The 19,410-nt window shown below is 27.8% G+C and carries 16 protein-coding genes and 1 riboswitch; all 16 genes read right to left on the reverse strand.

The genetic code is table 11. The features are described from left to right. Window positions 1-28 precede the first annotated feature (28 nt). Window positions 29-112, reverse strand: a riboswitch (cyclic di-GMP riboswitch). A gap of 340 nt (window positions 113-452) precedes the next feature. The 16 genes from OXH55_RS02830 to OXH55_RS02905 all read right to left on the reverse strand — a co-directional run bounded on the left by OXH55_RS02830 (window position 453) and on the right by OXH55_RS02905 (window position 19,090). Continuing rightward, window positions 453-1,238, reverse strand: coding sequence for a Na-translocating system protein MpsC family protein (locus OXH55_RS02830; RefSeq protein ID WP_268047956.1), 786 nt, complete (start codon window positions 1,236-1,238; stop codon window positions 453-455). 274 nt (window positions 1,239-1,512) lie between these two features. Continuing rightward, entirely contained in the window at window positions 1,513-3,294 is a 1,782-nt protein-coding gene (locus tag OXH55_RS02835) for an aminopeptidase P family protein (protein WP_268047957.1), read from the reverse strand. Between the two features lie 75 nt (window positions 3,295-3,369). Beyond that, a complete protein-coding gene (gene eutH / locus OXH55_RS02840) occupies window positions 3,370-4,476 on the reverse strand; it encodes an ethanolamine utilization protein EutH (protein WP_268047958.1) in 1,107 nt (368 codons plus the stop codon). A gap of 12 nt (window positions 4,477-4,488) precedes the next feature. Then, window positions 4,489-5,055 (reverse strand): helix-turn-helix domain-containing protein, encoded by a 567-nt coding sequence (locus OXH55_RS02845; RefSeq protein ID WP_268049009.1) that lies wholly within the window; start codon window positions 5,053-5,055, stop codon window positions 4,489-4,491. A gap of 289 nt (window positions 5,056-5,344) precedes the next feature. Continuing rightward, window positions 5,345-6,298 carry a carbohydrate kinase family protein gene (locus tag OXH55_RS02850; RefSeq protein WP_268047959.1) on the reverse strand — a complete coding sequence of 318 codons (954 nt, stop codon included), beginning with the start codon at window positions 6,296-6,298 and terminating at the stop codon, window positions 5,345-5,347. A gap of 199 nt (window positions 6,299-6,497) precedes the next feature. Then, a complete protein-coding gene (locus OXH55_RS02855; RefSeq protein ID WP_268047960.1) occupies window positions 6,498-8,798 on the reverse strand; it encodes an ATP-dependent Clp protease ATP-binding subunit in 2,301 nt (766 codons plus the stop codon). Between the two features lie 88 nt (window positions 8,799-8,886). Continuing rightward, entirely contained in the window at window positions 8,887-9,579 is a 693-nt protein-coding gene (locus tag OXH55_RS02860) for an SDR family oxidoreductase (RefSeq protein ID WP_268047961.1), read from the reverse strand. Between the two features lie 15 nt (window positions 9,580-9,594). Beyond that, window positions 9,595-10,605, reverse strand: a complete 1,011-nt coding sequence (locus OXH55_RS02865; protein WP_268047962.1) for an SPL family radical SAM protein — start codon at window positions 10,603-10,605, stop codon at window positions 9,595-9,597. Continuing rightward, entirely contained in the window at window positions 10,571-11,404 is an 834-nt protein-coding gene (locus OXH55_RS02870; protein WP_268047963.1) for a 5'-methylthioadenosine/S-adenosylhomocysteine nucleosidase family protein, read from the reverse strand. The genes OXH55_RS02865 and OXH55_RS02870 overlap by 35 nt, the downstream gene beginning before the upstream one ends. Window positions 11,405-11,595: 191 nt before the next feature. Continuing rightward, window positions 11,596-14,088, reverse strand: coding sequence for a bifunctional diguanylate cyclase/phosphodiesterase (locus OXH55_RS02875; protein WP_268047964.1), 2,493 nt, complete (start codon window positions 14,086-14,088; stop codon window positions 11,596-11,598). A 143-nt stretch (window positions 14,089-14,231) separates the two neighbouring features. Then, window positions 14,232-14,729, reverse strand: a complete 498-nt coding sequence (locus OXH55_RS02880; RefSeq protein WP_268047965.1) for a QueT transporter family protein — start codon at window positions 14,727-14,729, stop codon at window positions 14,232-14,234. Further along, entirely contained in the window at window positions 14,730-15,425 is a 696-nt protein-coding gene (locus tag OXH55_RS02885) for a radical SAM protein (RefSeq protein ID WP_268049010.1), read from the reverse strand. It abuts the gene before it with no gap. A gap of 628 nt (window positions 15,426-16,053) precedes the next feature. After that, window positions 16,054-16,344: a hypothetical protein gene (locus tag OXH55_RS02890; RefSeq protein ID WP_268047966.1), complete on the reverse strand. Its 291-nt coding sequence runs from the start codon at window positions 16,342-16,344 to the stop codon at window positions 16,054-16,056. Window positions 16,345-16,492: 148 nt separating this feature from the next. Then, entirely contained in the window at window positions 16,493-17,335 is an 843-nt protein-coding gene (locus OXH55_RS02895) for a patatin-like phospholipase family protein (RefSeq protein ID WP_268047967.1), read from the reverse strand. A 123-nt stretch (window positions 17,336-17,458) separates the two neighbouring features. Then, entirely contained in the window at window positions 17,459-17,842 is a 384-nt protein-coding gene (locus tag OXH55_RS02900) for a hypothetical protein (protein WP_268047968.1), read from the reverse strand. A gap of 201 nt (window positions 17,843-18,043) precedes the next feature. Then, window positions 18,044-19,090, reverse strand: a complete 1,047-nt coding sequence (locus tag OXH55_RS02905; protein ID WP_268047969.1) for a glycoside hydrolase family 65 protein — start codon at window positions 19,088-19,090, stop codon at window positions 18,044-18,046. Between the last annotated feature and the right edge of the window lie 320 nt (window positions 19,091-19,410).

Consider the following 19,410-nt stretch of genomic DNA (forward strand, 5'->3'; position numbering starts at 1 on the left):
CTATTTTAGGATACAAAAAACGACCATTTACAAAAATGGCCGGTTGCACTACTAACTCCCTATATACCAAGTGCCCACATACAGTACATAGTTCATCGTTTCCTCTATTGTTAAAAGTTATTATATAGTTTTAAAACAAATAAAAACTGCTCCACAATATAAGGTACATAATATCTCTAACGATCAAGAAATAAATACCTTTTATTGTAGAGCAGTTAAAGCTTACACAATCACAGATTGTTATCTTCAATTGCTTTCTACTTATATATTTAATTTTATTAATTACTCATTCATAATACTATACCTCAGAAGCTACTTAACTCATTTCTTCCGAAGCTTTTTAAAATATCTTTAATCAAATTATAAAACATTTGTTGTGCATTGTCAAATTTTAAAATTTCATGTCGTATTTCTATATTATATATGTTTTTCAATTTAGTTTTTTATAATTTTCATCCTTTTTGAAAAGAAAAAATAAATTTATCATATCCTTCTTCTGAATTTGATTCAATTTTTTGTAGATACACTCGAGTATTACAAAGAGTTGAAAATTTCTTTTCAATATCTTTTTGTGTTGCTTTATATAAAAAGTTTCGATTAAAATCTATCATTTTATAGTCATACCCATTGTCAATTAAATTTTCTTCCATTACTGTTAAACATCCAATCGCCTTAATTTCAATCTGATTTCCTTTTACCAGTACTTGGATTGTCCTAGCTCCCTTTCCTGTAATATCTTTTAAATAAATCCCACAGAGATTACGCATCATCTTTTCTAAATATCTTTTTTGTTCTTTAGTTAACAAATTTCCACCAGTAGCAATATAGTTTTCTGTTTGTAAACGTAATCGTTTCTTCCCAATACGTAATAATACTTCTACTAATTCCTCTATATCTATGGGTTTAATAATATATTTTTCAATTCCTACATCTACAGTCTTCAAAATACTTTTTGCATCATCTAAAGCAGAAGTAACAATAATAGAACAATCATTCTCTTTTTTTCTAATTTCTTCTGACATTTCAATACCAGTCATATCTTCCATAACTAAATCTGTAATCACTATATCCGGCTGATACATTTCAAACTTACGTATTCCATCTTTTCCATTATCTGCAGTATATAATTTTCCTACAATCTTTTTAATAGCCTCAGTAGTTACTTTTCTTGTAACTGGTTCATCTTCTACATACAAAATCGTCATACTTTGTAATATACTTTTTTCAAATTCTTTCATTTTATATCACCCACCTATTAGCCTAAGTGAATATACACGTATGTTTATAACTATTATACTATATTAATATGAACATTCAACATTTTTTTGTTGAATTCTGTAGTTTTTTTCATATTTTTCCCTTTTATCTTAGAAATTTTAATATTATTTTTTTCATTTTAATAGAACTTTACATTTCTTAAGTCTATATCTTTTAAATTTAATTAAAGAAAAATAGAGGTATTTCTACCTCTATTCCAAATTGTTCAAAAATTCATATTGACTTGTGAATTTCTTATATTTCTCTAGTTTTTCTTTTTAACCATTTTCTTTCATCTTCATTTAGGTATGTTGATAGTAAGTTATATATCTTTTTATGATACTCATTAAGCCATGTCTTTTCCTTATCATTAAGCATATCTATATCAATACCCTCTAAATCAATAGGACAATATGATATACCTTCAAACCTCATAAATTGACCAAATTCTGTTTGTTCATCCTCTACTACCAATAAAACATTTTCTGTTCTTATTCCATGCTTTCCTTCTTTATAGATTCCAGGTTCATTTGTAATAATCATACCTTTTTCTAATTTTGTATCATTATAATCTTGGCTAAATCTTTGAGGTCCTTCATGAACATTAAGTAAAAATCCAACTCCATGTCCTGTTCCACATTTATAATCAATTCCCTCTTCCCATAAAGGTTGTCTAGCTAAAATATCCAAATTAGACCCTGTAGCTCCGTATAAAAACTTTATTCGACTTAAAGCTATATGCCCTTTTAATACTAAAGTAAAATCATGTTTTTCTTCCTCACTAATTGGTCCTAAAATAATAGTTCTTGTAATGTCTGTTGTACCATCTAAATATTGTCCACCTGAATCAACTAAGAACATACCTTCTGCTTTTAAAGTATATTTTGTTTTCTCTGTTGCACTATAATGCATCATAGCTGCATGCTCTTTATATCCTCCAATAGTATCAAAGCTAGTTTCTATAAATTTATCTTGTTCTCTTCTAAAAGCTTCTAATTTTTCTGTAGCTGAAATTTCTGTAATCTCTTCTTTTTCCACATTTTCATCTAACCAATGAAGGAATTTCACCATAGCTACACCGTCTTTTACTTGACAATTTTTCAAATTTTCAATTTCCACTTCATTTTTTATTGCTTTTAATTGTGTAGTAATATCTTTTCCCTCTATTTTTTCACAACCTGATGGAATAGAATTATATAACCATCTACTAGTTTTACTTGGATCAAAGAAGACACCACTTCCTTCTTTTAAACCTGTTAATAATATATCTTTTACTTCATAATACCCTTTTAAATCAACACCGTTATTCTTCAAAGTTTCAATAACTTCTTTTGTAACTTTTCTTTGATCTACGAAAATCATTGCCTTTTCTTCTGAAATTAGTGCATATGAAATAACAACAGGATTATTTTTTACATCATTTCCTCTAATATTAAAAAGCCATGCAATATCATCTAATGAACTTAACAAATAATACTGCGCTCCTTTTTTCTTCATTTCTCCTCTTACTAAATCCAATTTTTCCTTAATACTTTTTCCTGCATATTTTGTATCATGAATATATACTTTACTTATAGGAATATCTTGTCTGTCTTCCCAAATAACATCAACTAAATCAAATTCTCCGTTTATCTTTATTTCTTTTTGTGCAAAACTTTCTTCTAATTCTTTTACTTGTGTCCATGAAAACACCTTATCATCAAACCCTACACAAGCACCTTCTGGAAGTACGCTTTCAAGCCATTCTATGTATGTTGGAACATTGGGCTGTCTCATCTTAAATAGTTTTATTTCAGTTCCTTCTAACTGTTTTTCTGCTTGAAGAAAATATCTCCCATCTGTCCATAATCCACTTTTCTCAGTTGTTATAACAACTGTTCCTGCTGAACCAGTAAATCCAGAAATCCAAGCTCTTGATCTCCAATGTTCTGCAACGTATTCACTTTGGTGTGCATCAGAACTAGGTATAATATAAGCATCTATACCTTTATCTTTCATTTGTTTTCTTAACAATTTTAGTTTTTCATCTACTAACATACTTTTCCCCCTTAACTTTTTTAATTTTATATTTATAATCTTTTAAAATCCATATGGATAATATTTTTAGCAAATTTATTGTGTATTTTTTGCCATCACACAACTAGAATCTTTAACCTCTTCTCCTGTTAGAAAATAAGCCAAAATAACCCCACTAATTCCTGCTGTTAATTTTCCAATCATAACTGGTACTATCATAGAGCTTTCAACACTTGCTACAAATCCCATTTGTCCTCCAAAAGAAAAAGCTCCACTAACAGCAAAGGCAGAACATATAACTTTTCCCCTTTTATCCATATCTTTTAGCATAACAAAGGCTGGAATATTATTAGCAAGTGAAATAATTAGTCCTATTACGGCATTTTCTTCTATACCCACTTTTTCACCTACCTTAGATAAAGGCTTTGTAAATAATTTTGTAATTATAAACATCATAGGATATGCCCCCGCCAAGAAAATGGAAATATTTACTACAATACTTAATCCTTCTTGTAATGGTTTCATTCCATGAATTAAAGTAATTCCTGTTAATCTTTGAAAAATTCCAGCAATCAATCCTATTGTACCAAGAATGGCTATAATTTTATTGAAATAAGCAAAACTTTTCATGATTTTTTCAGGTTGTTTAATTAACCCTATTGCTAAAATAATCGAAAAAATTATGATAGGAATAAGATTTTTAATAATAACTAAAATATTCATTCCTGATAAAATACCACCTATAAGTGCTCCTATAGGAATTGTAATTATGCCAGCTAATATGCCTTTTATAAAAAATGGATGATCTTCTTTTTCAATAACTCCAATAGCAATTGGGATTGTATATACAATTGTAGCTCCCAACATAGAAGCTATCAGTAATCCTGAAAACATTCCTAATTCTCTTGTCTTGGCAATTTCCATTGCTGAACTATATCCTCCCATATCACAAGCCAATAAACTCCCTACAGATATAGAAGGATCTACCCCAATTACTTTAAATATTGGTGCTATTATAGATAATAATCCATTAGCCAATATAGGAGCCATAGAGTATATTCCTATAATTCCCAATGCTAAATTTCCCATAGCCATAAATCCTTCATCGAATTTTTTTCCTAATCCAAATTTGTTTCCAATAATCTTATCTATACTCCCTAATACAGCAAAGAAAATGATAATATATAAAATGACTTTATTCATACCACTTCTCCTTTAATTAATTACTTTAAAATTATTCGGGGTACTAACTACAAGTAATTTCACAATTTTATTTGTATAATTAGCCCAGTTATGTACAATATCTGATTTGAAATGTGCTGTATCTCCAGGAAATAACTCATGCCTTTCATTACCTATATATATAGTCAAAATTCCTTCTAATACATATACAAATTCTTCTCCTTGATGCTGATAAGGAACAATTTCTTCTTCCTCCTTACTAGGTAGAATTTCGATTAATCTCGGTAAAATATTTTTATTTTTTAAATCATTAGACAACTGATAATGAATAAATTTAGATTCTTCAATACGAATAATTTCTCGTTCATGACCACGCAGAATATAACCATTACTTTTCTTAGACATAGTAAAGAAATATCCTAAGTCTACTCCTAATATTTCAGCAATATTTTCCAAACAATCTATTGCTATCGTTGTCAATCCCCGTTCTAATTGAGATAAAAATCCAATAGAAAGATTAGTCTTTTCACTTAAATCTTTTAATGTAAGTTTTTTCTTTGTTCTAAGTTCTTTAATTCTTGTACCTATATCCATTGTAATGATTATCCTCCTTTTTATTTTTATATGAAATTCCTCTAATAATTTTTCATAATTTAAAAAATAATTATTTGTGCATGAAATAATAAATGATATATTTCATTATAATATAATTAATTATTTGTGTACATCATTTTTACTCATTTAAATATTATTTTACATATAATAAAAAACTGACAGATTATACTTAGCTGCCAGCTTTAAAACTCACTTAAATATTGCTTATTTTTAAATCTCTATATGTATATTATTAAATTATTCCGATAATCATTTATGTTTCAAAAAATATTTTTTAGTATTTAATTTCTGTCCAATTAATAGATTCAATAGTTTTTTCAACCAACTCATAGCTCATATCAGGATGAATTGTTTCTTCATGAGATATTGTAATAATTGACATTGCAACTGCAAATTTAACAGTTTCTTGTATGGGAAGCTTTTTCGTATAAGCATAACCTAAGCCTGCAACAAAAGAATCGCCAGCTCCCGTTACATTCTTAACAGTTACATCATTTGCCTTAATTCTACCTGTTTTTACTCCATTAGAATAATAAATTCCATCCTCATCTAAACTTATAAACACATTTTTTATACCTAGCGACAGAAAGTATTCCCCAGCTTTTTTTAAGTCTTCATCTGTATTTATTTCAAATCCAGCTAGAACTTCTGCTTCATGTCTATTAGGTTTGATTGTGTGAAAATGCTTGATTAGATGTTTTATAGTTTCTGCTTTAGCAGCTGAAACAGGATCTAAAATAAACTTTGTTTCACCCTTAAACTTAGTTAAAATATATTCCAAATTTGCAGCATTATCTGCATCTAAAAATGTAAATTGAGAATTTTTTATAATATCTGCTTTTAAATCAATAAATTCAAAATCAATTTCATCAATACTTTTCATATCAACAATAGCAGAAACCATTTCGCCATTTTCATCCAAAATAGCCATATATGTTGGTGTACTTCCATTTTCTAAAATTAAAGACTCTTGCATATCATATCCAATAAGCTTAGAATGGTCTAACATGCTGCGGCCTTTTTCATCATTTCCTAAAACAGAAATAAATTTTGTATTTACCCCTACACGTGCCATATTCTCTGCAATATTTCTACACACTCCCCCAAAAGACATTTTTATATTGCCTGGTGTAGAATTATAAGGTCTATAATTAGAACTACTAAAACCAAAAATATCAACAATTGAAGCTCCGAAAACTAAAATATATGGTTCATTTTTAATACGCATGCTTGTCTCTCCTCCTAATCATCAACCATACTATTTTATCATATTTTTATATTTTTAGTAGTGCTATATATTAAGTTTTTCTGTTCTATATAACATGGTAAATATAACCATAAAAAATCCACCTATTTATTATAAAAATAATAGGTGGATTTTACTAAAGGCTAATATTTAAAATATTAAATTTAAATCTACATTTTTTCTATTGTAATATTATTTTTCCATCTTTCAATTTTACATTTATTTGAGAACCTTCTCTAAATTTATTTTGGAGATACTGCTCAGCAATTTCATCTTCAATGTATTTCTGAATAGTTCTTCTCAAAGGTCTAGCACCATATTTCTTATCATATCCCTTTTCTAATATAAAATCTTTTACCTCATTAGAAATTTCAAGGTTTATTCTTTTTTCTTGTGCTTCATCAACTACTTCTTTAATCATCAAGTCAATAATTTGACGAAGTTCTTCCTTATTAAGTTCCGTAAAGATAATAGTTTCGTCTACTCTATTTAAAAATTCAGGTCTAAAGATTTCTTTTAATGCATCTTTTACACGATTTTCTAAAATATTATATTCAGCCTTTGCAAAACCAATACCATTTGATTTGAAATGAGTACCTGCATTAGATGTCATAATAATGACTGTATTTTCAAAGAAAGTAGTTCTACCTTGACTATCTGTTAGTCTTCCATCTTCAAGAATTTGAAGCAGCATATTAAATACATCTGGATGTGCTTTTTCAATTTCATCCAAAAGAATAACAGAATAAGGTTTCCTTCTTACTTTTTCCGTTAACTGTCCTCCTTGATCATATCCTACATATCCTGGAGGCGCTCCAATCAACTTAGAAACAGTATGCTTTTCCATATACTCAGACATATCTACACGAATCATAGCATCTTCACTTCCGAAAAGTTCACACGCTACTGTCTTTACTAATTCTGTCTTTCCCACCCCTGTAGGACCAATAAAAATAAATGAGGAAGGTTTTCTCTTTTTTCGGAATCCTGAACGATTACGTCTTATTGTTCTTGATAAGCTTACAATAGCTTCATGCTGACCAATAATTCGTTTATGCAATTTTTCTTCTAAATTTAACAGCTTTTGAGCTTCCTTTTCCGTAATTTTTTGCACAGGAATTTTTGTCCAAGCCTCTATAACAAATGCAATATCTTGAGTAGTAATTTGTACCTCATTGCATTTTTTCTCAATTTCTTTAATTTTCCCTTCAATTTGGCATTCCTGCACTTTATATTCTGCAGCTTTTTCATAATTCTTACTATCAGATGCCGCTTGTTTGTCATCTTGGAGTTTTTCCAACTCTTCTCTTAAAGATTCCAGCTCTATAAGCCCTTGATTTTTTAAATTTGCTCTTGAACCAGCTTCATCAATTACATCTATTGCTTTATCAGGCAAATATCTATCAGTAATATATCTTTCTGATAGATTTACAGCCTCTTCAATTACTTCATCAGATATTTTCACTTTATGATACTCTTCATAATAATTTCTTATACCTTTTAAAATTTCTATGGTTTCCTCAGCCGTAGGTTCTTCAACTAATACAGGTTGAAATCTCCTCTCTAATGCAGAATCTTTTTCAATATGTTTTCTGTATTCTTCAAGAGTAGTTGCACCAATTACCTGTATTTCTCCTCTAGCAAGTGCAGGTTTTAAAATATTAGCTGCATTCATAGCGCCTCCTTGTACCTCACCTGCTCCCATAATATTATGCACTTCATCAATAACTAAAATTACATTTTCACTTTCTTGCGCTTCTTTTATAATAGATTTCATACGCCCTTCAAACTGTCCTCTAAATTGCGTACCTGCTACAACAGCAGTTAAATCTAACAGATAAATTTCAGCATTAAACAATTTGGCCGGAACCTGCTTTTCAGCAATACGTACAGCTAATCCTTCTGCAAGAGCTGTTTTTCCAACTCCAGGCTCACCAATCAATATAGGATTATTTTTAGTTCGCCTATTTAGAATTTGTACCACTCTATCTATTTCTCTATTTCTTCCAATTATCTTGTCTACTTCATCATTCTTTGCCTTTTCTGTTAGATTAACTCCATACTTTTCTAAATTCTTTTTCTTATTTCCAAATATTTTACTTTTAGACTTAACCTTTGATTGATCTTTTACATTAGAAGACTTTTCTTTATCTTCTAGATTATATTCTAATTTATCTTCTTTATTATTTCCATCTTCTGTTGTTGGAAATGAACCATTAAATAAGTTCATAAATAAATTTTCTTCAGAATCTCCAAAAGCATCTTCAAGATTTATATCTTTAAGCATATCATTCATTTGTTCAGTTAAATTCCCCATATCTTCCTGAGTCATTCCAGCTTGATTCATAAGTTGATCAATAGCAGTAAATCCCATCTTTTTTGCACATTCTATACATAATCCTATCATTTCAGATTTTCCATTTTCAATTTTTGATGTAAATATAATTGCTACATTTTTTTTGCATACAGAACACATCTTCATATAAACCATCTCCATACTTTTATATGTTAACATCACATTGTTGTAATTACAGTATAACATATTTTTACCTATTATTATTTTATTAATCCTACTTTCTTCTAATCATATGTCTTTGGGGACGAAGTGTGATATCTGTAACTACAGTACCCTGCCTTTGAGATAAAATCATTTCTACTGCTTCTGCCACACACTGAGGTGTTATATAACTCTCTTCTATATCACCCTCTCTAAAGTTTAAATCATCATAAAAAGCTGTCTTTGTCATATCTGGATGAATAGTCACCACTTTTACACCAGTTTTCCTCGTCTCATCAAATAGACTCTCTGCAAAATGGGTAATTCCTGCTTTTGTGGCCGCATAAGCACAACCATATGTACTGGACTTTTTAGCGGTTATAGAAGAAATATTAATAATATATCCTACATTCTTTTTTAAATCTCTAAGAAGTAATTGTATAAGTACTAATGGCGCTTCTAAGTTCGTTGCAACCATAGCATGAATCTTTTGAGGATTTAATTCCTCATGAGGTCCAAAATACCCTACTCCTGCATTATTAACAAGAATATATACTTCTTCATTTTTTCTAATCTCTTTTATTTTTTGAGTTAAATCATGAATTTTAGTTAAATCACAAGAAACTTTTATAAAATTATTATTTTCCAAATTAATCTTAGAAAAGTTTCTTCCTATCCCATAAACCTTATATCCTATTTTTAAAAGTTTTCTAGTAATTTCAAACCCAATTCCTGAAGATGCTCCTGTAACAATAGCTGTTTTCATATATACTTTCCTTCCTTAAATGTATATTTTCTTCTTTGGCATAAACTTGCAGACCTCTTTATATACAAAATCTATCATTTCCCTTGTTTGTTTTTCTGAATAACTACAAACACCATTTTTACATTCAAAAGGATAAGAAAGTAGCAATGAATGAGTTCTTTCCTTTTGCATTTTTTTAAGATAATCCTTTGCCACCCTAAAAACACCAATACTTATATCATAAATTTTTTCCGCTGGCAGAACCTTAAAGGTTTCTTCTACTAATTTCTTGTATTCTTTTTTCCAATCTTTTGTATATAGTAAAGGATCAAAGCAAATTCTTACCGTCCACCCTTTTTCTACAGCATCTCTAATACTTTCTAATCTTAATTTTGAAGAAGGCGTTTTTTCCTCGTATTTACTAATAACCTTAGAAGGCGATAATGTCCAGGCCAGAATTGTATTATCTAAAGGATCTATATCTCTAATTGCCTTAAAATTTGCACTTTTAGTTCTAAGTTCTATCTTTAAATCCGGATGCTTATTTGCAAATTTCATCCATGAAGTTGCAAAAGAAGTAATGCCTTCAAAAGCAAGTAAATCTGAATCATAAGAAACACAAAGATATACAGGGTGTTTTTCTAATAGTTTCTCTACTTCATTAAAAATATCTTCTATATTAACAAATATAACAATATTTGCTGATGGATACATTCCCTGAAGATAACAATATTCACAATTATAAATACAATTCATCATAGAAGAAGTATAGTAAAAATGTGCATTACCAAAATTTTCACAAACATCTGCCCCTTCATAAATCAAATTGTCTTTTTTAGTAGCTAAAATTAATTTTGTACTTCTCTTTTGCATATTAAAACTCTGATGCCCTCGACAAAACACTTCTTTATAATGATCAATTTCAACCACAACTGTATTCTTAAAGTAGGCTAAGATTTTTTCTGTATTTGGATGGTTTAATGCACTTTTTTCTACATAAATGTGTGAAAAATTAGAATTCCATAAGCTGTTCTTTGAGTTTTGCAAAATACCTCTTCCCCTCATTTTTAGATTTGCATTGAATATGTAAAAAAGGCTTTGAAACCTCTAATATGTTTCCAAAACGAATTTTATAGTGCTTACTTAACTGATTTAATTGATGATACATTGATTCAGTAAGTCTTAAGTTATTACTAATTTTTTTTAGAAAATTCACTTCTTCTTCCGTAAATATCTTACTAGGTTGACAACAAGATTTTTGCCTTTCTTTCATCCATTTACTAATTAAAGGCACATTATCTCCTACTAATTCCGATACCTTTTTCGATGTTACCTTATCTCCTTCTAAAAAATCAGAAACAATTTTTATACAGTTAATCTGATGAGGAGGTAAAAATATAGCTGCAGCTGCATAAGCTCCTGCCCCCTCCATATCTACTAAATCTCCTTCAAATTCACAGTACATTTCTCTATTTATTATTGTAGAAAATGTTTCTAGAACTCCTTCTTCAAAAGGATGTTTAAATAATATATCCGGATAAAATTTCTTTTTTGTATCGTGATTAATAATTTTATGACACAATATAGTATTTCCTATCTCTATTTCTTGTTTTTTAGTTCCACAAATCCCTATATTAATAAATAAATCATAAGGTTCTGCTTTGTATTTAGTAAGCATATATGTAGTAGCAATAGCTGATGCTACTGAACCTACACCACTAATAATAAGCACAGTTTCATCATTTTTAAAAACTTGAAAGCTAGTAACCTCATTATCCTTTTTCAATCCTAAATAAGATATAAACGGACTAACCTCACAATACATTGCAGCACATATGTAAATCATTTTTAATTGTCCTTTCTTATTTTATATTTTTTATATTTAAATTAAATAAAGAGTATCTTCATTTTTGAGGATACTCTTTCTACTTACTATAATATTACTAAATTTTTAATCATTCAACCAAATAATGGATAAGGTTTAAAATTTAATTTTTTATTCATATCTTAAATATCGTATAGGATACTTAGTAAACTTTATTTTATATATTGCTTAGGTTCAGAAAAATAATATCCTTGTGAAAAATCTATACCCATATCATTTATTTTTTTGTATATATCTTTATCTGAAACAAATTCAGCCACTGTATTTATACCTAATTTTCGTGCAAAATTAACAATAGTTTCTGCTACTACTTCTGCTGATTTATCTTTATTTACATTCTTTATTATAGAACCATCTATTTTTATATAATCCACATTTAGCTTCAAAAGATAACTAAAGTTTGAATAACCTGTACCGAAATCATCTATAGCCACTTTAGCACCGTAGCTTTTCACTTCATTTATAAACTCCATAACTTCATGAAAGTTCTCAATACCTTCTGATTCTACAATTTCAAATATAATCTGGCTCGCTATTCGTGAAGTGCTTAATTTTTCAATGATAAACCCTCTTGTTTGCATATCTAATATATCTTCTACTGATAAATTAATTGAAAATTCATAGTGAGTATTCTTAAATACTTTAAAGGTCTTGGATATCATTATTCTAGTAAGTTCATTATAAATTAGAGCTTTTTTAGCAATATCAAGAAAGTAATATGGAGATATAACTTGTCCGTCCTCATCTATCATACGAATTAATGATTCAAATTTTTCTATTCTCCCAGTAGTATTATTGAATATAGGCTGGAAATAAGGTACTATTCTATCATTCTCCACAGCATCACTTATTTTTTTTGTCCATATTAGATTATTTTCATAAGACTTTAAAATGTTTAAATTATCATCATATACTTGGAAGTTCTTTTGATGTTTTTGTGCATAATTAAGTGCCATATCTGCTTTTTCAATAAGTTGAGTATCCTCTATAGCTATGCCTATAATTACATTTATAAAGAATTTGTGTTGCCTATAAAAGAAACACTGTTGTTTTATATTTTTTTGAAGCTTTAGCATAGCTTCTATAAACCTTATATCTTTTATCTTGTCACTACTTGCTAGAGCATAAGCATTAGAATTTATCCTATATGCCTTAAATCCATTTTCCTTAGCAAAATATTCTATTACTTTTGCTAATTGAATAAGTATAACATCTCCTACTCTATTTCCATAAAAATCATTCAACTCTGTGAAAGAATTCACATCAATTAATGCTAGCTTTGTATAATTATTTTTAAAAATATCTATGGCTAATCTATTTCTATTAGGTAACTTTGTTAATTGATCAGTATAGTATTGTTCTTTCAGTTCTCTTGTATTTTCTTCCACTTTTTCTTCTAATGTCTTATTAAGTTCATTAAGTTCGTCTCCTGTTACTTTGATTAAATTGTATAAAGCAAAATTTTCACCAGATTCATATCGTTTAAATAGTTTATCAAAACTTTTATCTATTCCAATACGTGAATTTTTCTCCTCAGAAAGTCCTAATAATGTCATTGTTTCAGTACAGAAAACATTCGAATTACCTAAATAATGAAATTCACCAAAAGTAAAAAATCCACTTACAGATATATCCTTACTTAAAGCATTCATCTCCATATCAACGTATGATTTCAAAAATAACTTTCTTGCAATACACGAATATATAAATACTGTTTCTATTGGTTTAGTTTCAATATTTTCAAATATTTTTTTAGATGATTTTAGAATATAATTAAAATTACCATATCCCAACCTTATTTTTTCACCTTTTTTTATACTAGCAATAACATTAATGCCATCATTTTCACTTAAACCTTTTATAGGTCTTGAAACATACTTACCATTTCTTTTAACCATTATTGGAAATTGTATACCTACCTCTGATATTTTATTTATATTTTCACTCCCAATATATTTTTCATAGAATTCTCTAGCAGGAATATCATCGATAGTTTCAATAATATTTTCCTTTATATTTTCCTTTATCTTTGTTATTGTATGTTCCTTACCTATTGGTATCCAATTGAAATTATTGTCCACATGCACATATAATTCTTTTCCACTTAAGGATGCTCCAACTGCACCATCTTTTAATATTTCACTTTCATTAAACACATAAGCTTCTGATTTATTTTCAATATTTCCTCCAAGACCTCCTGCAACAATAATATCTTTTGATACAGAATTTATACCTTCCAAAAATTTCTCACCGTCAAGGCTATTTCCATCTCCAAAAATAATTAAAACTTTTGTGTTTTCCTTTACAAGCTTTTGAGCTAAAGTCTTTCCACACTGAAAGTCTGATAACTTATCTTTACTTATAGCATAAGTGTTTATCTCTGTACTATTAAAAACAGTTATAGAAACTATACAGCTGTCAATTATACTATTTCCGTTGAAAATCTCTGCTGGAGAAGTCACTCCTATAATTTTTGCCTGTGGAAGAATATTTAGTATATCATTTTTTATTTTATAAATGTATTCCTTATTAATTACTCCACAAAAAACCTGAATAAGAATATTATCATGATCTTTTATATTATTTTCTAAAACATAATTGCTTAAGGTATGGAAATCTTTATAAACAGCATTATATGTTTTCATAAAACACCTCCATTTCCATATAATTGTAATATTTAGTATACTTTTATATGCTAACTAATTCAATATAATTTTGTTAAAATAGTGTAAAAACTATTAAAAAGCACCCTTTTACTATTAAAAGAGTGCTTTTAAATTAATTTCTTTTATTGATTTGTTTTATTAATTTTTAAAGTATTAACAATATTTTTATTATTTAATATTCCGTACTTAAATAATGGATACCCTATAAGAGTTACTACTACAAATTCTCCTATCGCTACCTGTAATGTAGATAACCAAAATGGTAAACCTAAAACATAATATAATTCTGCTCCTACAAAAACACTATTTATTGTAGGCCATAGAGAGGCTATAAATAAATTTTTTGTTTTACTAATTAAATATACAGTAATAAGTGTTGCAAAGCTTCCTACAATTATATCTATAATTCCTATGGTACTAGTTATATTTGAAATAGCACATCCTAAAACTAATCCTGGTATATATAAAGGATCTATAAATGCAAGCAATGTCATAACTTCTGCTATTCTAAATTGAATTGGTCCATAACTCATAAAACCCAGTGTCATTGTGAGAACTGCATAAAGACCAGCTACTACAGCACTTTTAACTAAAATTTCTGTTTTAATGTTTCTATTCATTTAAACTTCTCCTCCAACTCCAAAATCTGTATTATTCCATAAAATCTCTATATTTTCATTCTTATCTAACTCTGAATACTCATCTTTAAACCATTTGATTAGTTTTTCATCTCTTTTTAAGGGAGTGGTGTTTTCTATATAAACATTTATACATCCTCTTTCAAAATACTTTGTTAAATAATGCATATCTTTTTTTATCATATCTTTTGTTTGACCTTTTATACCAACCATAAGACAGATAGATTTAAAAAATTCGGCTACTTCTTCTGGTCCTGAAAATTTAGCGCCTTTTTTTAAAACTTCATTTCTAAAATAATCATCAAAGGTTTCTATTCCACATTTGAATATTATAGGCACATTAAAAAGACCTCTCATTTCATCCAACCTATTCTTATATATCCAATGGCTTTCAAAAAATAATTTTTGGATTCCTTTTTCTTCTACTATTTCCTTGATGTATTCTAAAGTCTCCTTTGGAAGTTCAAAACAACTTCCAGAATTTATAACTTCTAGAACCTTATACTTTCCAGTAACTTTACTTAAAATTTCTCTATTTAACTTAACCATTTTCTTTTCATCTAAACAATTATCTGAAATATAATCGCAAAAAGTGCATCTTCCCCATTTACAAGGAAAAGCTTTTAATAAAACTATTTCTCTTTGATTTTTTCCTTTAACTTCACTATATCTTTCAATATCCATCCATCATTCCTCCTTCATTTTTATTGATAAGTCTAAAGTAAAAAATTTCACAGATTTATAAATTGATTCTAAACGTAACAAAGGTATATATTGCTATAAAGGCGCTTCACTTCACTAAGAAAGTCTAATTTATTTTCTTAGATACATGCTAAAAAACATAAACTCGCTATCGCTCAAACATATGTCTTTCTTTACGCATATATCACGAAAATAAATAAGACTTTCTAAAGTTTGTTCAAATGCCTTTTACGCAATATATACTTTATTAGGATACTTAAGGTTGGAAATTATAAAATTTTATAATTTCCTAGTAAATAAAAAAACTGCCTTTAAAACCTAAGGCAGTCATATCAATCTACGCTCCATAAAAAAACTATACTAAAAATACAGTATAGTTACTTTCAATATACTTTGATTGTTATGCCTTAGTTTTATTTACAGACAGGAGGCTTTCGAACTGTCTTTTATATAATTTATTTTAAATTTAAAACTTGCTTTCTAATTATATCACTTATACTCTTTATTTTAAAGAGAAAAGATAATCAAATACATTTTTGACATACTTATCACAAAATAAAAAAACACAGCCTTTAATTTTTAAAAGGCTGTATTTAAATATATTTTAAGCAACATCTTCTGATAATTCTTTTAAATCTACACTTATAACTTGATTCCCAGCTAAATGTCTCTGTACTCCTATTATACGCGCCTTAATCTTTTCACCATTAAGATTAATATATACTATACTGCGCTCTCCTTTTCTTGCTATGTATTTTTGAAATTCGTTTGCCATAATGTAGAAAGGAATATTTCCTCTTTTTCCTCCATAAAGTATTCCAGGTAGCTTGCCAACTCTTCTTGCTTTTTTAGCCTTTTCTTTAACATCTCTTACACTTGCTAATAATTCATTCATAACCAAACCCCCTTAACTTTAATTAATCACAAACCTTATATTACAATAATAAGTAATATTTACCATATAGTCAAGAATTTTCTTAATATTACGAAAGTTTAAATATAAAATAGCAAGCTAAAGCTTACTATTTTATTTCTTCACATCCCTAACCAATCCACTCTTTCATTCTAGTATATAACTGTTTGGCATCTCTATATCCCATATCATATAACGCTCTTAATTTTTCAGGATTTTTTTCTAATCTATCCACGTTTAAAGATTCGCTAGGTCTAATAACAAATATCTTTTTTTCTTCTTCTAATTTTTCAATATAGTCTAAAGTATCATTATAAATTTTAAAACGATTAAAAATTGTATCCACTAAATTTGGATACTGACTATAGGTTCTTTTTATGAACATTTTAAATTTATGAGGCTTTTTTCTATATTCCTTATTTCTAGTTAAAACTACTATGTTTCTTTTCATTCCATCTTCTATTGCTTTTTTTACAGGTATAGAGTCCGAAACCCCACCATCTAATAATTTTTTGTTCTCAAGTTCAACTATAGGTGCTAATAAAGGAATACTGCTAGAGGCTCTTATAACCTTTAATATGTCTTTACATTTATTCTTATCAAAATACAAAGGTCTTCCTGTTTCACAATCAGTTGTACCAATAATAAATCTCTGGTGTGATTTATTAAATGCTTCAAAATCAAAAGGATCTAATTTATTTGGTATTTCATTAAATAAAAACTCCATACCAAAAACACTTCTCTCTATTATTAAATTTCTATAGCTTAGATATTTAGGATTATTTATGTAATCAATATTTATTCTTTTATTTCTTCCTTTTTGTCTGGAAATATAAGATGCTGCATTACAAGCTCCAGCTGATACCCCAATTACATAGGGAAAATATAAGTTTTTTTCCATAAAAAAGTCCAATATACCAGCAGTATAAAGACCTCTCATTCCTCCACCTTCTAATACAAGTCCTACATTCATATACTTTACCCTTCCTTAAATTATTATATATATAATTATAACTATTCAATGGAATAATTTTCAACTTTAACTTTTACGAAAAATAAAGTACATTTATGAAAACACATAAATGCACTCCATTTTTTAATAATAATAATATCTAAGAGTAAGTCTTACAATCCTTCTACATAATCTTCTTGCTACTGGATATGGCATACCATATCTTACCATAGTTCTAATAATTCCAGGATTATATCTCTCTATCATTCTACATATTCTTTGGATATCTCTGTAATCATATTTAGGATAATCTTTATCGTAATAATCTTTATCTTTATAGTCATTATCATAATAATCTTTGTCTTTATATTTTTTATCTTTTTCTCTAACCTTTGTTTCTTCTTCCTCACTACTCCTAGTCATAAATGATAAATCTTCTACAATAGGTTCTATCATCCTTGGCGTATACATGTAATTTGGTATTTCAAAAGGTATCATTTCATAATTTTCTTCCATATTGTTATACAATTCATATACCTCCATATTTTTACTGATACATTAATACAATATGATTTTATTTAAATTTTGATACTGTTTTTTACTCTGTATTCTGAATTTCTTGTAATAAAAAGTAAATTTCATTAATATACTTATACTTTCAATACTTTAATATATGTTAACTACTAATAAAAAAGTATCTCATATAAAACACATGAGATACTTTTTTATTTATTTCATTAATGCAGCATACGCTTTTCCATTAGATTGTAATAAACTAAACTCATTAAATCTTATTGCTTGGTTAAGTAATTCCTCTTCTTTTACTTTTATATCATTTTTATTCCAAAATTCCTGTAAAAATTCTTTTTGTAATTCTTCTATTTTTTCAAATCCATCTCTCTTAGCTTTCTGTAAAGCATTCTCCGTCTTTATATATAATTTTTCCTTTGAATACTCCTTTGAAGTAAAATATGTTATGTATTTATTAAGTTCTATTCTTTTATTTACTTTTCCATCTATTGTATATATAACTTCCACTTTTCCTTTATCTTCTCTAGTTTCCATTTTAAAATCACTTTTGCCTAGAAGTTGATTTTCCATACCACAAACTAATACAAACTTTGTATTAGTTGTTTGTGAAGTTATTGCTCCAAAACTTTCTCTTATTTGACTTTTTAATACTTTTAAGTTTTTTTCCTCTAAAGCTGAATCTGCTCTTTGCATACCTTGTCCCTCTAAAGCAGATACAATTCTAACTTTCCCAGAGAAATTAAGAGGAATTACCTCATAAGAAATAGCAGCCAAATGTTTATTACTAAAAGAAATCATCCTTTTAATATTCACTTCTACTCTTTTTCCTTTTGGTGATTGCCAAATTAAATGCCTATGTAAAATTCCTTCCTTAAAGTCAAGAATTCTATTATATTCCATTAAAATACCATTTAACATATTCAACTCTTCATCTTCAATATATAATCTTATAATTTTTGCATTAGTTACATTAAGCATAGTTTCATTATTTCTTTCATAAGCACAAGCTTCTTCTTCATTTAAAATGGGCTTTAACTCATAAAATCCGTTAATATAAGTACCATTTAAAGAATTTATTGCTTTATCATAATCCCCTTCTTCAAAGCTTCCTTTCATTCCTATATAACCATTTCCAACATAAAATATAGTTTCATCTAGTAACTTATCTTTAAGATTGAACTCTTTTTCAATAATTCTCCACTTATCTAATATAATATTATTGGTTCCTAACTTTTTCTTTACCATAGACATTCCCCCTTTTTATATTATCTTGTAATCGTTTGCTGCAAAATACTCGTAATATAAAACTATATATAATTCCATTTTATTTTCCTTTATTTACCATGAATTATATACTATTTACATGAGCTTTTCAAATTTTAATTAAATGAATATCTCCCACACAGCATCCTCTTAATTATTAAAAATAAAAGGATTTTTATCCTAATAAATAGAATATTAATATAAGTGATAGTTATGTGGAATGAAGTTAAAATTGTTTTGTCGTTTTTTGTCGAACGCTTTTTTCTTTTATTTACCCACTTCAGGAAGTTTTTTGTAAAATT

Source organism: Clostridium ganghwense (assembly GCF_026735165.1).
GTDB lineage: Bacteria > Bacillota > Clostridia > Clostridiales > Clostridiaceae > Clostridium_H > Clostridium_H ganghwense.

What these genes read in the sequence shown, in the direction of transcription:
- OXH55_RS02870 (WP_268047963.1), bottom strand. Translation starts at nt 11,404, where the DNA reads ATGATTTACATATGTGCTGCAATGTATTGTGAGGTTAGTCCGTTTATA.
- OXH55_RS02905 (WP_268047969.1), bottom strand. Translation starts at nt 19,090, where the DNA reads ATGGTAAAGAAAAAGTTAGGAACCAATAATATTATATTAGATAAGTGG.
- OXH55_RS02855 (WP_268047960.1), bottom strand. Translation starts at nt 8,798, where the DNA reads ATGAAGATGTGTTCTGTATGCAAAAAAAATGTAGCAATTATATTTACA.
- OXH55_RS02850 (WP_268047959.1), bottom strand. Translation starts at nt 6,298, where the DNA reads ATGCGTATTAAAAATGAACCATATATTTTAGTTTTCGGAGCTTCAATT.
- OXH55_RS02835 (WP_268047957.1), bottom strand. Translation starts at nt 3,294, where the DNA reads ATGTTAGTAGATGAAAAACTAAAATTGTTAAGAAAACAAATGAAAGAT.
- eutH (WP_268047958.1), bottom strand. Translation starts at nt 4,476, where the DNA reads ATGAATAAAGTCATTTTATATATTATCATTTTCTTTGCTGTATTAGGG.
- OXH55_RS02860 (WP_268047961.1), bottom strand. Translation starts at nt 9,579, where the DNA reads ATGAAAACAGCTATTGTTACAGGAGCATCTTCAGGAATTGGGTTTGAA.
- OXH55_RS02895 (WP_268047967.1), bottom strand. Translation starts at nt 17,335, where the DNA reads ATGAATGTAGGACTTGTATTAGAAGGTGGAGGAATGAGAGGTCTTTAT.
- OXH55_RS02880 (WP_268047965.1), bottom strand. Translation starts at nt 14,729, where the DNA reads ATGAATAGAAACATTAAAACAGAAATTTTAGTTAAAAGTGCTGTAGTA.
- OXH55_RS02875 (WP_268047964.1), bottom strand. Translation starts at nt 14,088, where the DNA reads ATGAAAACATATAATGCTGTTTATAAAGATTTCCATACCTTAAGCAAT.
- OXH55_RS02890 (WP_268047966.1), bottom strand. Translation starts at nt 16,344, where the DNA reads ATGAATGAATTATTAGCAAGTGTAAGAGATGTTAAAGAAAAGGCTAAA.
- OXH55_RS02830 (WP_268047956.1), bottom strand. Translation starts at nt 1,238, where the DNA reads ATGAAAGAATTTGAAAAAAGTATATTACAAAGTATGACGATTTTGTAT.